Source organism: Bacteroidota bacterium (assembly GCA_020402865.1).
Lineage (GTDB): Bacteria > Bacteroidota > Bacteroidia > Palsa-965 > Palsa-965.
Map to the genome: position 1 here is coordinate 185,058 of JADBYT010000008.1, position 15,132 is coordinate 200,189.

Sequence of the window (15,132 nt, forward strand, 5' to 3'; positions counted from 1 at the left end):
AACTCCAAACTCGAACCGATTTATCGGGATTTTACCGACAAATCGTATATTCGTGCCCCGAATTCAATTAAACGTCATCATTCCATGACCATTTTATCGCGCATACGCAGCCGTGTAGCCCTTTTGGTAGGGATCATTTTTGTAGCCATTCTGGCTTTTGTACTGACTGATATTTTCAGCGGACAGTTTGGACTTTTTGGTGCCGGTGGCCCCGGAGATGTGGGCACTATCAATGGCAACAAAATTTCCTACAAGGATTTCGACAACAAGATCCGCTCGTACAGTGACGCCAATGAAAACATGAGCGACCAGCAGCGCCAGCAGCTTTCTGATGGTGTTTGGGCCGAAATGATTGACCAGCTGGTGTATCAGCCCGAGTATGATGAACTCGGTATTTTGGTAACTACCGACGAGCTGGCCGAGCAGATGATGGGCGACAAGCCTTCTGATCTGATGCGTCAGTATTTTCAGGATCCGCAAAGCGGCCAGATTGCACCGCAGTACGCCAATCCGGATGGATCGCTGAATGGTAAAGCCATTCGTGAGCTGGTGAAAAAATTCCAGCCCAAAGATGTAGCCCAGTGGGAAAAAATTGAGCAGGAAATGCAGAAGCGTCTGGTGCGTGAAAAATACAACACGCTCATTCGTAAAGGTCTTTATGTAACCTCAAGCCAGGCCATCCGCGAAGACAAGGAAGAAAAAACCAGCTACGCGTTTACCTATTTCAGCAAGCGTTACAGCGAAATTGCCGACTCAACCATTAAATGCACCGACGAAGAGCTGAAGGCTTATTATAAAGCCAATCCGCACAAATTCAAACAGGCCGATGATGCCCGTTCAATTGAATTTGTAAGTTTTGATGTACTCCCTACGGCTGATGATATTGCAGCCCAGCGCGAAGAGCTTTCTAAACTTATGCCTGAATTCAAAACCAAATCAGGCCGCGACGACACTGCTTTTGTATCCAGCCTTTCTACCGACGGTGTGTATGCGTCTAAAATGCTGCGTCCGGGTCTTTATCCTGTGGGCACCGACAGTATGTTTATTAAAGCCAACGCCGGCGATGTACTCGGACCCTTCAGTGTAGGTGAAAACAATGTGATTTACAAAGTACTCGGTCAGCGTTTCTCTTCAGATTCTGCCAAAGTGCGTCACATTCTTGTAGCCATGAAAGGCGGCACACCCGAAGCCACCCGCACCAAAGAGCAGGCTAAACTTCGTGCCGACAGTATTGCCAAAGTGATTAAAGGCGGCAAGAAAATGGAAGATCTGGTTGAAAAACTCACCGACGACCAGGGCTCAAAATCAGGCAATAAAGGCGATTACGGCTGGTTTACACAGGAAACCGGATTCGTACAGCCCTTTAAAGATGCCGGTTTCAACAATCCCAAAGGCGCTGTAGTTGTAGTAGAAACACAGTTTGGCTACCACGTAATTCAGGTTATCGACCGCACCAAGGAAAGCCGCAAAACTGAAGTAGTAGCCATTGAGCGTAAGTCAGAGCCTTCGGAACAAACAATTACCAGCATCTTCAACAAAGCAGCTGAGTTTGGTGGTAAAAACAACAACCTCGAACTCTTCAATAAAGCCGTAACCGATGGCAAATTGTCGAAACAAGCCGGTGAAAATGTAACCGAAAACAGCCGTTACATTGCCGGTATCGATCAGCCCCGCCCCATCATCCAGTGGATGTTTGCCGACAAAACCGAACTTGGCTCGGTGTCTGAGCCTTTCACTGTAGGTCAGCAGGCCGGCCAGCAGAAATTTGTGGTATGCGTGCTTACCAAAATTGTTGAAAAAGGCACTAAGCCGTTTGAAGATAAAGACGTGCGCACAATCTGCGAACTTGAAGTGCGTAAGAAGAAAAAGATTGAGCAGTTTACCAAAGAGATCAACGCTAAGAAAGCGGCTACAATTGATGCCTGGGCTGCCAACCTGAAACTCACAGCCACTCCGGCAACAGCCAATTTTGCCAATGCGGTACTGCCTATGGCCGGCAACGAAGGCCGCGTAGTAGGCTGGATGGCTGGCAACCCTACCCCCAACAAACTCTCCGGCCCCATTGCCGGCGATCAGGGTGTGTATGTGGTAATGATTACCGGTGTAACGCCTGCCGAACCGCTGAAAGATGTAAAAACACGTCAGCAATCAGCCACAAGCGCAATGGGCGGTCAGGCCGACTCACGTGCTGCTGATGTACTTCGCGAAGATGCTGACATTGTAGATCATCGCGCCCGTTATTTCTAAACCCGATTTGTTCAGATAATAAAAAACGCCGTTCGCACTGAACGGCGTTTTTTATTAAAAATCGGATACCGCTATACTTCAGCCAGCAGGCAATACGTACATTTATGCTGACCTTACTTATGCCCCGTTATGAAAACTGCTCAACACCTCTGGCAACACGGAAGTTGGACCGCCGTAGCTGAAACACTTGTACACGCACAGCTTTGCATTGTATTCGGTTCACGTTATACGCTTGAGCAGAATGGAGGGGCTCTTCATAACTTGCGGGCCATGTACCCCAACGCATTCGTGGTAAGCTGCAGTTCGGCCGGTAATATTTTGGATGAATCGCTGCTTGATGATACGTTGGTGGCTACGGTAATTGAATTTGCGCATACCCGTGTGGCGGCACGCAGATATGCAATTAGCCAAACCGATGCAGCCACACTTGGCAACCAAATTGCCAGCGAACTTGATGCTGCTGATCTGGCAGGGGTGCTTTTATTTAGCACAACAGGAATAAATGCGGGGCAACTGCTCAACGGCATAAACGCAAAACTTCAGGGGCGTGTGCCTGTATCAGGCGGTGTGGCCGGCGATGATTACCGGTTTGAGCTTACACTTACCGGCCTGAATGAAGACCTGAGCAATCAGCAAATTGTAGCTGTTGCATTTTACGGCAGCAAACTGCGCATTGCCCACGGCTCTAAAGGTGGCTGGGACACATTCGGGCCGGTGCGTACCATTACCCGAAGCGAGGGGAATATTTTATATGAAATAGACGGCAAGCCCGTACTCGATTTATACAAGCAATACCTCGGCGATAAGGCCTCCGAACTACCGGCATCAGCACTGCTGTTTCCCTTTACAATTATTGAAGCACAAACCAGTGAGCCGCTGGTGCGCGGCGTACAAAATGTGGATGAACAGGCAGGTTCTCTCATTCTATTCGGCGATGTAGAAAATGGAATGAAAATACAGCTCATGCGCGCCAACTTTGATAACCTTATCAGCGGAGCAGGCGATTCGGCAAAAGAAACTTTTTTATATGACAAACATCCCCCTCAACTTGCCATACTTATAAGTTGCGTAGCACGCAGGCTGGTACTGGGCCAACTTACGGAAGAAGAACTCAGCGAGTCGAAAAAAGTACTGGGCAATCAGGCCACCATTTGCGGATTTTACTCCTACTCCGAGCTCTCGCCGCTTGTAGGCGACAATGCCTGCCACCTGCATAACCAGACAATGACCATTACCACATTCACCGAGGAAACGGTATGATTAATAAACCCGATCCGCTTAACCGTTTAACTGCCCGACAACTGCGTAAAGCGTTCCCGGATGATCAATTTACCGAACAGGGGCTGGAACTTTTTATCAAACTCGTTAACGACTCATATAATAATGTGGACGATGAGCGCATATTGAATCAGCGCGCGATGCAAATAAGCCAGAAAGAACTGGAAGAAATAAATAACGAGTTAAATCAGCGCAATGTTTTTCTCGACAGTTTCAACCACGGACTGGCACACGATATAAAAAACCACACCGCCAATATTCTCGGACTGATAAAGATGCTGCGCAAATATCTTTCGCGCGGTAACACCGAAATGCTGGAAAAAATTGTGGACCGGCTCGATTTGTCCACAAACCAGCTTACTTCTATTGTACAAGGATTTCTCTACCTCTCAAAATTTGAAAACAAAACCGATGATGAGTTTACCGAAATTATACCGGATATTCTTCAGGCGGCCATACAATTAGAAATACAATACCTGCTTCTCGGCAAAAACATTACCCTTCACTACTCATTCAGCCCCGACAGTATTTTTTATTCGAAACACATTCTCAAAATTATTTTTGTTAATCTCATATCCAACTCCATCAAGTTTTCGCGTCCTGATGTTCCGGGAATAATCAATGTAAACCTCGTAAAACGCAACGATCAACTTGTGCTCGAAGTGAGCGACAATGGTATAGGTATGAATATCGATGATCCTGAAAACAAGGTATTCAGGCTATTTTACCGTACGGAAGAAGCCAGTAATGAAAAAGGATACGGCGTTGGATTGTTTGTGGTGAAAAAAATAATCGACCGGAATAAAGGAAGCATTCAGATAAAAAGTACACCCGGAGAAGGCACTTCCATTACTATTTCGCTTCCTTATTTACACCGCGAGAAGCCGGAATAAACAACTTAACGCAGAATAAGCAGGCGTTGCGAGTCGAGGCGAATGAAGATGAAGAGCAGCAGCGTAAAGCCAATAAGTGAAGAGCCGCCGTAGCTGAAAAAGGGCAAGGGAATACCAATTACCGGAATCAGACCAATGGTCATTCCCACATTAACCATTAAGTGGATAAAAAACACGCAGGCTACACCGTAGCCATAAATGCGCGTAAAATCAGACCGCTGCCGCTCGGCCATAAAGATGAGGCGGATAATGAGAAAGGCGTAAAGCAGAATTACACCGGCACTACCCAGAAAGCCCCACTCCTCGCCAACGGTGCAGAAAATAAAATCCGTTTCCTGCTCGGGCACAAAGCGAAACTTAGTTTGTGTGCCTTCCAAAAATCCTTTACCGCTAATGCCGCCCGAACCAATGGCAATCATCGACTGCTTTACATTGTATCCGATCTTATCCTGCATTTGCTGAGAAACCGACATACCGAGCCATACCTTAATACGTGCCGACTGGTGTTCGGGCATTTTATTGATGATGTAGTTTGATACAAAAATGAGGCTCACAAACAAGCCTGCAATACCCAGCGCAATGACAATATGATTGATTCGGATACGACGCTGAAAAATGAGCCATAATGTAGCCAGCGCCACACTACCGGCTACAAAATACCACCTCAGGTCGTAAAACTTAAGGCCAAGCACCACCGCCAGCACCGATACAATGCCCAGCAGAAGGAGCCAGCCGGGGAAAATTCCTTCGCGGTAAAGCACTACGATGAATGCTGCAAGCACAATTGCCACACCTGTTTCGTCTTGTATCACAGCTATAATGAGCATAGGCAGCAGTATGAAACCCATGCACACAAAAAAGTCGCGCACCAGATCGCGGCGGGTTATGCCGCTGATGTATTTTGCCAGCACCAGAGCTGTAGAAAACTTCATAAACTCGGCCGGCTGCAAACCAAAGCTGCCAAACCTGAACCACGAGTGACTGCCCTTGATTTCGGCACCCAGAAAACGCACGGCAATGTTGAGCAGCAGAAAACCTCCGTATGCAAAAAACGCCGTAGCCGTAAAAAACGAAGCATCCACCATGAGCAGCGAAAAGCCAAGCACCAGTGATACGCAAATAAATATAAACTGTTTTCCTTCCAGCCGCGAAAGATCGAAAATGCTGCTGAGTGCCGGATCATACATTGCCGAATAAATGTTCATCAGCCCCAGCGTAACCAGCACGAGGTAAACGACTACGGTAATCCAATCGACATTGTAAAACTGACTCTCGCTGCGTTCGCGCATGGTTAATGTAATATCGGCTTGGGTTTGGCACCCGATGAAGGATGTTTGTGTATGAGATCGCCCTCAAACATACGTTGCTCCAGATCAGAGCGGGTTACTTTGCCGGTGAGGTAGCGTTCCATCATCAAACTGGCAATGGGCGCGGCCCACGTGGCACCAAAACCGGCATTTTCGACCAGAATGGCAATGCAGATTTTCGGATTCTCGCGCGGGGCAAACATCACAAACACCGAGTGGTCTTCGCCATGCGGGTTTTGCGCCGTACCGGTTTTGCCGCACGACTCAATGCCCGGAATCTGTACACTGCGCCCGGTTCCGCCCGTCATTACCAGCGCCATGCCCGTAATTACGTCTTCGTAATGCTGGCGGCTGGTGACTTTGGTGTAATTCTTTTTCTGCCACTGCGGCAATACTTTATTGTCGCCAATACTGCGCACCACGTGCGGCGTAATATAATATCCGCGGTTGGCAATGGTGCACACAATATTGCACATCTGCAGCGGCGTTACACTAAGCTCAGCCTGTCCGATTCCGAGCGAGATAACCGTAGAAGCCCGCCAGCCGTTTTTGCCAAATACTTTATCGTAATAATTTGGCGTGGGTACAATGCCTTTGAGTTCGTAAGGCAGATCGGTACCTATTTTCACGCCTACGCCAAAACTGTTTACATAATCTTTCCAGGCCTGATAGCCTTCAACCGTGCCTTTGTACTTGCGGTTTTCCACAATGCTTTTAAACACATAGGAATAGTATGAGTTGCAAGACGTAGCAATGGAGCCTTTCAGATCGGTAGGACTACCGTGCGGGTGGCATTTGGGTTTTCCGCCCAGTGGCGGATATCCGCGCGCGCAGGGATACATGGTGGCCGGTTTCAGCACGCCTTCCTGCAAACCAATAAGGGCATTAAGCAGTTTGAATGTGGAGCCGGGCGGATAATAAGCCTGCAGCGCACGGTTGAAAAGCGGTTTGCCCAGCGTGTCTTTGGCAAGTGTGGAATAATTCTTCGGAAAATCGCGTCCCACAAGCAGGTTGGGATCATACGTAGGACTGGTCACCAATGCAAGAATTTCGCCGGTAGAGGGCTCAATGGCCACTACGCCGCCAATTTTGTTCTGCATCAGTTTTTCGCCATACTGCTGCAACTCGGCATCAAGTGTGGAATACAGGTTTTTACCGGGTACGGCAGCCGTATCGTAAATTCCGTTTTTGTAGCTGCCTTTAATGTTGTTGTGCACATCGCGCATCATAATCTGCACACCCTTTTTTCCGCGAAGTGCTTCTTCGTATCCCTTCTCAATACCACTCATCCCGATATAATCGCCCGACTTGTAGTAGGGATTTTTCTTGGTAATGCGCTCATTTACTTCGCCGATATATCCCAGCAAGTGCGCAGCCATAGGAATCGGGTACTTGCGCACGGTACGGGCCATTACATAAAAACCCTGGAACATATATAACCGTTCCTGAATCTGCGCATTCAGTTCGGGCAGCATCTGGCTTTCGAAAATATGCGACCGGTAATCATTCGCCGACTCTTTCAAACTTCCGGAAAGCCGGACTAATCGTTTTTGAAAATCTTCAATTGTGATATTGAGAATTTTACAAATGCCAGCTGTATCACAGCCCTTCAGATCGCGCGGCACCACCATTAAATCATACGCAACCTGATTATACACCAGCAGTTTGCCTTTGCGGTCATAAATTGCGCCGCGCGGCGGATAATCCGTCATTTGCAAAAATGCCTGGTTACTTGCCGTGAGCTTGTATTTATCTTCCACCACCTGAATGGTGAACAAACGGAGGATGTAAAGCAGTGCCACCACCACTACCACCACAACGATAATGTATTTTCGATAGTCGGGGTTCATGTGGTGCCTGATTTGGTGCGGTAAAACAGGAACTGGGTTACGGTAATGAGCATCAACGAGGCTACAGCACTCATCAGAATGCGCAGCAGCGTGTAGAAGAACTCGCGGAAGGTGAACATTTCGAGGAAGAAAAGCACGAAATGATGCGCCACAACCAGCACGGCGGCATACGTTAAAAACCAAGCCCGCCCCATGTCCTGCATCGTGGGCTGATTGCCAAACTCATACCCGTCGCGCGGGGCAAGAAAACGCAGCACCGCCGGACGAATAAAGCCGATGAACGTGCAGGTAGCGGTGTGCATACCGGGTGTACCATAAAACAAGTCCACACACCAGCCGGTTACAAAACCAATGAGCAACCCCAGCCAGCCGGGAAGTTCGATGGGCAGCAGCAGCAGAAACAGCACATATAAAAACGGGTTAAGTCCGGGCAGCGGTTCCACATTTTTTAAAATAAGGCCCTGCACGGCAACCAGCACCACAAAGCGGAAGATATGTCGCAGAATTTCACTTACCATCGTCTTCGGGAATTGAACGCTGCAACTGTTCCAGTTCTTCTTTCATCAGGTTGTTCACGATGGAGGCGTGCTGGAGTTTTCTGAAATCGGTGCCGAGAGTTACCTGCGCGGTGTAGGTTTTCTCGCCGGCTTTTTTCTCAAAGGCTGATATTACCCCCACAAACACGCCTTTAGGAAAGGCATTGCCGAGACCGCTGGTAACCAGCGTATCGCCTCTTACGAGTTTTACGTGTGTGGGAATTTCCTTGAGTGTGGCAGTGCGGTAATCGCCGCCTTCCCAGAGCAGCTGGGCAAAGGTGCCGTCTTTTTTGAGGCTGGCGCTGATGCGGCTGTCTTTATGCAGCAACGACATTACCGTACAGAAATTAGGTGATACGCTGCGCACAATACCCACAATGCCGCCCGGGCCGATTACCCCCATACCTTCATTCACGCCTTGATTTTTCCCGCGCGAGAGAATAATGTAGTTATTGCGCCGCGTAACGGTATTGTCAACCACTTCGGCATCAATAAAGGAGTAACGCTGACGATAGAGCGTATCATTTACCGAAATTTCCTTATTGGCGGTAATGAGCCATGCACCTGTTTTCTGATTACGCAGGCGGGCAATTTCTTCGGAGAGAATACGGTTTTGATCGCGCAAATTGAAATAGCCGGTAAGGTCGTTGCGGAAGGCGTATATCCGTCCCGCCACTTCGCTTGTACTGTTCACGGCTTCGGCGCGCTGATACGGATTGCTGCGTACCAGAATGAGCACCGCAACCACTTCGAGTAGCAGGAACATAAGCGTGAAATAATTCCTGGCAAGGAAGACGATGAGGTTGCGCATCGTTCAGACCTGAAGTGGTGAAATGCTTCCTACTTGAGCAGGAAGGGGAATTTGTCGATATTCTTAAGCGCAATGCCGGTACCACGGGCAACGGCGCGAAGCGGGTCGTCGGCCACGTGCACGGGCAGTTTGGTTTTGAGTGAAATACGTTTGTCGAGTCCGCGAAGCAATGAACCACCGCCGGCCAGGTAAATGCCGGTTCGGTAAATATCGGCCGAAAGTTCGGGCGGTGTCATTTCGAGCGCATTGAGAATAGCCTCTTCAATTTTTGCGATCGACTTATCAAGTGCATGGGCAATTTCCACGTAAGAAACGTAAATTTCTTTGGGAATGCCTGTCATCAGATCGCGGCCATGCACAGGGAAATCGGCTGGCGGGTTTTCGATTTCAGTCATTGCCGCACCCACTTCAATTTTGATACGCTCGGCCGTGCGTTCGCCCACCAGAATGTTGTGCTGGCGGCGCATGTATTCTTCGATGCTAGCGGTAAATTCGTCGCCGGCAATGCGGATTGACTTATCGCACACAATACCGCCGAGGGCAATTACCGCAATTTCGGAGGTACCACCGCCGATGTCGATAATCATATTGCCCATCGGTTCTTCCACGTCGATACCGATACCAATGGCCGCCGCCATGGGTTCGTGAATGAGATACACCTCTTTTGCACCCGCATGTTCGGCCGAGTCGCGCACGGCACGTTTCTCCACTTCGGTAATACCCGAAGGGATACAGATTACCATACGCAGCGAGGGCTGAAACATTTTACGCCCGGGATTGATCATTTTGATCATGCCGCGGATCATGTGCTCGGCCGCGTGGAAGTCGGCAATAACACCGTCTTTGAGCGGGCGTATGGTTTTTATGTTTTCGTGGGTTTTGCCGTGCATCTGCATGGCCTGTTTGCCCACGGCAATAATTTTCCCGGTCATACGATCAACCGCAACGATTGACGGCTCGTCAACCACCACCTTATCATTGTGAATGATAATGGTGTTGGCGGTGCCGAGGTCGATGGCAATTTCCTGAGTAAAAAGGTCGAATACGCCCATTGGTTGGTGCGGTGTATCTGGTTAATGTTTGAAGTGGCGTGTTCCGGTCATTACCATTGCCATTCCGTGTTGATCGCAAAAGGCGATGGAGTCTTTGTCGCGTACCGATCCGCCGGGCTGCACTACAGCTGTAATTCCGGCATTGTGTGCAATTTCCACACAATCGGCAAAGGGGAAGAAAGCGTCGGAAGCCATCACGGCGCCGCGCAGATCGAAGTTAAAGGTGCGTGCTTTTTCGATGGCCTGTTTGAGCGCATCCACACGCGAGGTTTGCCCGGTGCCGCTGGCAAGGAGCTGACCGTTTTTAGCCAGTACAATGGTGTTCGACTTGGTGTGTTTGGCTAATTTATTGGCAAACACGAGGTCGTTGTACTCGGTTTCAGTAGGCACCTTCGTGGTGGCGGGCGACATGTTGGCTGCAGTTTCCGTTTTCAGGTCTTTTTCCTGAAGCACGGTGCCGTTGAGCAGGGTGCGGAACTGCTTATCGGGCATTGCGGCGGGCTTTTGCACCAGCAGGATGCGGTTTACTTTCTGTTTGAGAATGTCGAGTGCCGCCGGTTCGTAGCCGGGAGCGAGGAGCACTTCAAAGAAGATATTGTGGATGGCTTCTGCGGCTGCGGCATCAATTACGCGGTTGCACACGAGAATACCACCGAATGCCGAAACCGGGTCGCCGGCCAGCGCATCGTTCCAGGCTTCAAGCACGGTGGGGCGCGAGGCTACACCACAGGCATTGTTGTGCTTGAGAATGGCAAACGTGCAGTCGCTGAAATCGGCAATCAGGTTCACTGCGGCATCAATATCAAGCAGGTTGTTGTAGGACAGTTCCTTGCCGTGTATCTGGTCGAAAAGATCAGTCAGGTTGCCGAAGAACCAGGCACGCTGATGCGGGTTTTCGCCGTAGCGCAGGGTTTTTCCGCTGGTAGCACTGAAACGCAGTTGCGGCTCGGCGTGGTCGCTGTTAAACCAGTTGAAGATAGCCGCATCGTAGTTTGATGAAACAGCGAAAGCCCGTGTGGCAAAAGCGCGGCGGTCGGCCAGTTCGGTGGTGCCGTTTTTGGTATTCAGGAGTTCGAGCAGGGCGGGATAATCAGTGCGGGAGGCGCAGATGAGCACATCGCGGAAGTTTTTGGCACCGGCGCGGATGAGTGAAATGCCCCCGATATCAATTTTCTCGATAATGTCCTGTTCAGCCGCACCTGAAGCCACTGTAGCTTCAAACGGGTAGAGATCAACAATAACGAGATCAATTTCAGGAATTTCAAATTCTTCGAGCTGGGCCACATCGGCGTCAAGCTCGCGGCGGCTGAGAATTCCGCCAAAAATTTTCGGGTGGAGGGTTTTCACCCGCCCGCCGAGAATGGAAGGATAAGAGGTAAGCTGTTCAACGGGTGTTACCGGAATACCAAGTTCTTCAATAAATGTTTGCGTACCGCCGGTGCTGTAAAGACCAACACCCAGCTCATGCAGCCGTTGAATGACCGGAGCCAGGTTGTCTTTGTAAAACACCGAAACCAGCGCGTTTTTAATCGGTTTCGGGCTGTTCATAAGTTTTTTGAAATCTGGTGTAAAATTAAGGCTTTTTAAGGCTCGGAAGCGATGGTTTTCACCTTTTTTAGGTTTGTTGATAAAAGCACATTTGTGTTGATAACCACAACACTGAATCATCCGCCCTGTTTTTCACTTTTCAGCTCCGGAAAGCAATTTATCCCCCGGTCAGTGAAGAACCAATCTGTTACAATTTCACCAATTATCGTTCGGGCAATTTCCACGCAATTCCGTTACACACTTCCCCACCCGTTATTTCTGAATCAGGTTTCAACCACAAATCACATGTTGCCGGTTTGGCCATTTAGTTGACGCCTGTCCCGACAAGTTCCCATTTTCCAAATACAGTAACTGAACATAAAATCTCATGCGGTTAGCGCCCGTATCCTTTTATTTAAAGGCCTTTTCATTCATTTTTTAAAAACAGACCAAATCTTCCGGATGAAAAAATTTCTTTCATGTGTGATCTCACACATTCGTATTAATCCAACCAATCAAAAACAGGGGCGTTGTAATTTTGCAACGCAGTAAACGTAGTTTTTATGAGAAAAAACATTATTACATCACTTATTACCCTGTTGCTGGTAGCCACCTCTGTTGCACAAACGTACAACATGAGCAACACAACCGTAACCACGTGTTCCGGCACTTTTTATGATTCGGGGGGGGCAGCAGGTAATTATTCGAACAGTCAGAATCTTACAATGACATTCAGCTCGGGCTCTTCGGCACGTGTGAGTGTCAGCTTTAACTCGTTCGCTACCGAAACAAATAATGACTTCCTTTGGGTATATGACGGTCCTTCTACCGCATACCCGCTCATTGCTACTTATTCAGGTTCAACAAGCCCGGGCACAATTACTTCTACAGGCAGTTCGCTTACCTTTCGTTTCACTTCCGACGGAAGTACAGTAACTACGGGATGGGATGCCACTATTTCCTGCACAGGCACTGCAATTACAGCCTATCCGCTAACGGCAGGAACAGTTACAGCCTGCAGCGGAACAGTGTTTGATAACGGCGGACCCAACGCTAACTACGGTTCAAGCATTATCGGCACCACACAAACATTCTGCTCGGGTACTACCGACCGGTTGCAGTTTACCTTCCTGCGGCCGTATTCCACACTCGGCACCGGCGATACACTCTTTATTTACGATGGAAGCAGTACCGCTGCACCGCTGCTCTTCATTCACATTGCCGGTTCGTCGTTTGAAGATTTTATTTCTTCAGGAACCTGCGTAACCTTCCGCTTCAAGTCGGATGCTACAAACACAACAGCCGGTTGGGCCGGACAGTTTCAGTGTACATCTGCTTCGCCCACCGCGCCGGTGTTCAGCATGAGTGCCGGAACACGATTTGTATGCAGCGGTACGTTTTATGATACCGGCGGACCTTCGGGAAGTTACCTCAACAGCGAGAACAGATCGCAAACATTCACGTCCTACAATGGCGAGCGGATTTCTGTAAACTTCTCGCTCTTTGCCACCGAATCAAACAACGATTTCCTTTGGGTATATGACGGCCCTTCTACTGCATACCCGCTCATTGCTACTTTCACCGGATCAAACAACCCGGGCGTAATTACTTCTACCGGCACTTCGCTTACTTTCCGGTTTACTTCTGATGGTAGTGTGACAACTTCAGGATGGACGGCATCATTCAGCTGTGCCGGGCCGGTACTGACCGAATACCCGCTTACCACAGGAACAGTTACCACTTGTGGCGGCGTATTTTACGACAATAGCGGTGCGCTGAACAATTACCCGAACAACGAAAACCGGGTAATGACATTTACCTCTGCCAACGGCCAGTACCTGAAATTTGATTTCAATCCGAATCATTTTAACATAGCAGCCGGCGACTCATTGTTTGTGTATGATGGCAACAGCACAGCATCGCCATTGTATGCCGTGTTAACAGGTAATATTTCACCCGGTTCGATTGTATCAAACACCAGCAGCTTTACGTTCCGCTTTGTAAGCAATGCCACCACAAACAACATTGGCTGGCAGGCATTGATTAGCTGCGTAGCTGCGCCGGATCTGAATCCGCAAATTTCGATGACGGCGGGCATACGTTACACCTGCGGCGGCAATTTCTATGACCAGGGCGGCGTGAGCGGGAACTATCCGAACAACGAAAACCGCACCATGTCGTTCTATTCCAACAGCGGTTGTGGTATCCGCTTTACGTTTAACAGTTTCAGCTTAGCATCGGGCGATATTCTTTATGTGCACGACGGGCCTTCTATTGCCGCGCCCATTATTGCCACACTCACGGGCAGCACGCTTCCGGCGCCAGTACAGTCCACCGGAAATGTACTAACGTTCCGCTTTACGTCAAACAGCAGTACAGTAACTACAGGCTGGAACGCCACCATAAGCTGCCCCAACCAGCCGCTGGCCACTATTACGGCAAACGGGCCGCTGAGTTTTTGTCCGGGAGGAAACGTTACTCTTACCGCCGCACCTAACAGCACTTACCTCTGGAGCAACGGTGCCAATACACAAAGTATTACCGTAAATACATCAGGTACTTACTGGGTAACGGTGAATAATGCCAACAACTGCACGGCCACCTCAAATATTATTACTGTAAACGCCAATGCCAGCATTACCGGCAACATTGCTGCCACCGGCCCGCTTACTTTCTGTCAGGGTGGTTCGGTAACACTTACGGCCAGCGGCGGAAGCAGCTATGTGTGGAGCAACAGCGCCACAGGCAGCACGCTTAACGTTACACAGTCGGGCAACTACTATGCGGTGGTAAGCAGTGGTACGTGTGTGGACACTACATCTGTAATTGCGGTTACGGTGAATCCGCTGCCAGTGGTTACGCTTACACTCATGCAGGATAGTTTCTGCACCAACCAGCCTTCGGCCAGCGTGCTAAGCGGCGGATCACCTGCGGGTGGTGTGTGGAGCGGCCCCGGCGTGAGCGGCAATTTGTTTACGCCTTCTGTTGCGGGGCCAGGTCTGCACACCATTGCTTATACCTACACAGATACCAATGCCTGCAGCAATGTGGCTACAGAAGTAGTGTTTGTGGATATTTGCAACGGTGTAAGTACTATAAACACTGGTGAATTTGCGGTGTATCCCAACCCGGCACACGATATGGTAATTATCAGTCTGGGCGAAGAACACGAGGTGAAAACCATTTCCCTTTATGATATGACCGGCCGCCTGTTGCTTCGCGAAGCGGTAAACAACCGCACACAGGTTCAGCTTTCGCTGAATGGTTTGGAGAACGGTGTGTATTTAATTCGTGCCGGAAATCATTTAGTGAAATTGGTAAAAGAATAATTGACGAATAAATGTTTAAAAGCCGCACCTGTCAAACGGGTGCGGCTTTGTTATATGTAATAGTGCAGACCTGTGCAACTAAACTCGTTCGACAAAAACAACAGATACGATCCGAATTAATATTCATCGGCTAATTTTTGCTTACCAAAAGTACATTAAAGCCAATTTCAGCTTCTGATGTCTTTTAATCATATATACTTATTAGCACCAAATCAGGCCGTTTTCATGTGATAAAAAAACTCAATTTGATTGAGATATCCTTTACTATTTGCTTCAGAAATCCCAATGATGATAATGTAACA

General features: G+C 48.9%; 10 protein-coding genes. 4 read left to right on the forward strand and 6 right to left on the reverse strand.

The features are described 5' to 3' along the window. Positions 1–84 precede the first annotated feature (84 nt). The 3 genes from IM638_06620 to IM638_06630 all read left to right on the forward strand — a co-directional run bounded on the left by IM638_06620 (position 85) and on the right by IM638_06630 (position 4,418). On the forward strand, positions 85–2,247 hold the full coding sequence (locus IM638_06620) for a peptidylprolyl isomerase (GenBank protein ID MCA6362693.1): 2,163 nt from the start codon (positions 85–87) through the stop codon (positions 2,245–2,247). Between the two features lie 129 nt (positions 2,248–2,376). Further along, positions 2,377–3,507 carry an FIST C-terminal domain-containing protein gene (locus IM638_06625; GenBank protein MCA6362694.1) on the forward strand — a complete coding sequence of 377 codons (1,131 nt, stop codon included), beginning with the start codon at positions 2,377–2,379 and terminating at the stop codon, positions 3,505–3,507. Next, positions 3,504–4,418, forward strand: a complete 915-nt coding sequence (locus tag IM638_06630) for a HAMP domain-containing histidine kinase (protein MCA6362695.1) — start codon at positions 3,504–3,506, stop codon at positions 4,416–4,418. The genes IM638_06625 and IM638_06630 overlap by 4 nt, the downstream gene beginning before the upstream one ends. 5 nt (positions 4,419–4,423) lie before the next feature. Here IM638_06630 and rodA read toward each other — a convergent pair whose 3' ends face one another. From rodA to purH, 6 genes are read right to left on the reverse strand one after another with little or no spacing between them, the layout of a single operon-like run. Next, entirely contained in the window at positions 4,424–5,707 is a 1,284-nt protein-coding gene (rodA, locus tag IM638_06635) for a rod shape-determining protein RodA (GenBank protein MCA6362696.1), read from the reverse strand. A 2-nt stretch (positions 5,708–5,709) separates the two neighbouring features. Beyond that, entirely contained in the window at positions 5,710–7,575 is a 1,866-nt protein-coding gene (gene mrdA / locus IM638_06640; GenBank protein ID MCA6362697.1) for a penicillin-binding protein 2, read from the reverse strand. Continuing rightward, positions 7,572–8,093 carry a rod shape-determining protein MreD gene (mreD, locus tag IM638_06645; GenBank protein ID MCA6362698.1) on the reverse strand — a complete coding sequence of 174 codons (522 nt, stop codon included), beginning with the start codon at positions 8,091–8,093 and terminating at the stop codon, positions 7,572–7,574. The genes mrdA and mreD overlap by 4 nt, the downstream gene beginning before the upstream one ends. Next, positions 8,083–8,922 (reverse strand): rod shape-determining protein MreC, encoded by an 840-nt coding sequence (gene mreC, locus IM638_06650; GenBank protein MCA6362699.1) that lies wholly within the window; start codon positions 8,920–8,922, stop codon positions 8,083–8,085. Before mreC ends, mreD begins: the two co-directional genes overlap by 11 nt. Positions 8,923–8,951: 29 nt before the next feature. Continuing rightward, entirely contained in the window at positions 8,952–9,974 is a 1,023-nt protein-coding gene (locus IM638_06655) for a rod shape-determining protein (GenBank protein MCA6362700.1), read from the reverse strand. Positions 9,975–9,995: 21 nt separating this feature from the next. Continuing rightward, a complete protein-coding gene (gene purH, locus IM638_06660) occupies positions 9,996–11,522 on the reverse strand; it encodes a bifunctional phosphoribosylaminoimidazolecarboxamide formyltransferase/IMP cyclohydrolase (protein ID MCA6362701.1) in 1,527 nt (508 codons plus the stop codon). Positions 11,523–12,064: 542 nt separating this feature from the next. On the opposite strand from purH, the gene IM638_06665 reads away from it, so the two are divergent. Continuing rightward, positions 12,065–14,830, forward strand: a complete 2,766-nt coding sequence (locus tag IM638_06665) for a T9SS type A sorting domain-containing protein (GenBank protein ID MCA6362702.1) — start codon at positions 12,065–12,067, stop codon at positions 14,828–14,830. Positions 14,831–15,132: the final 302 nt, after the last annotated feature.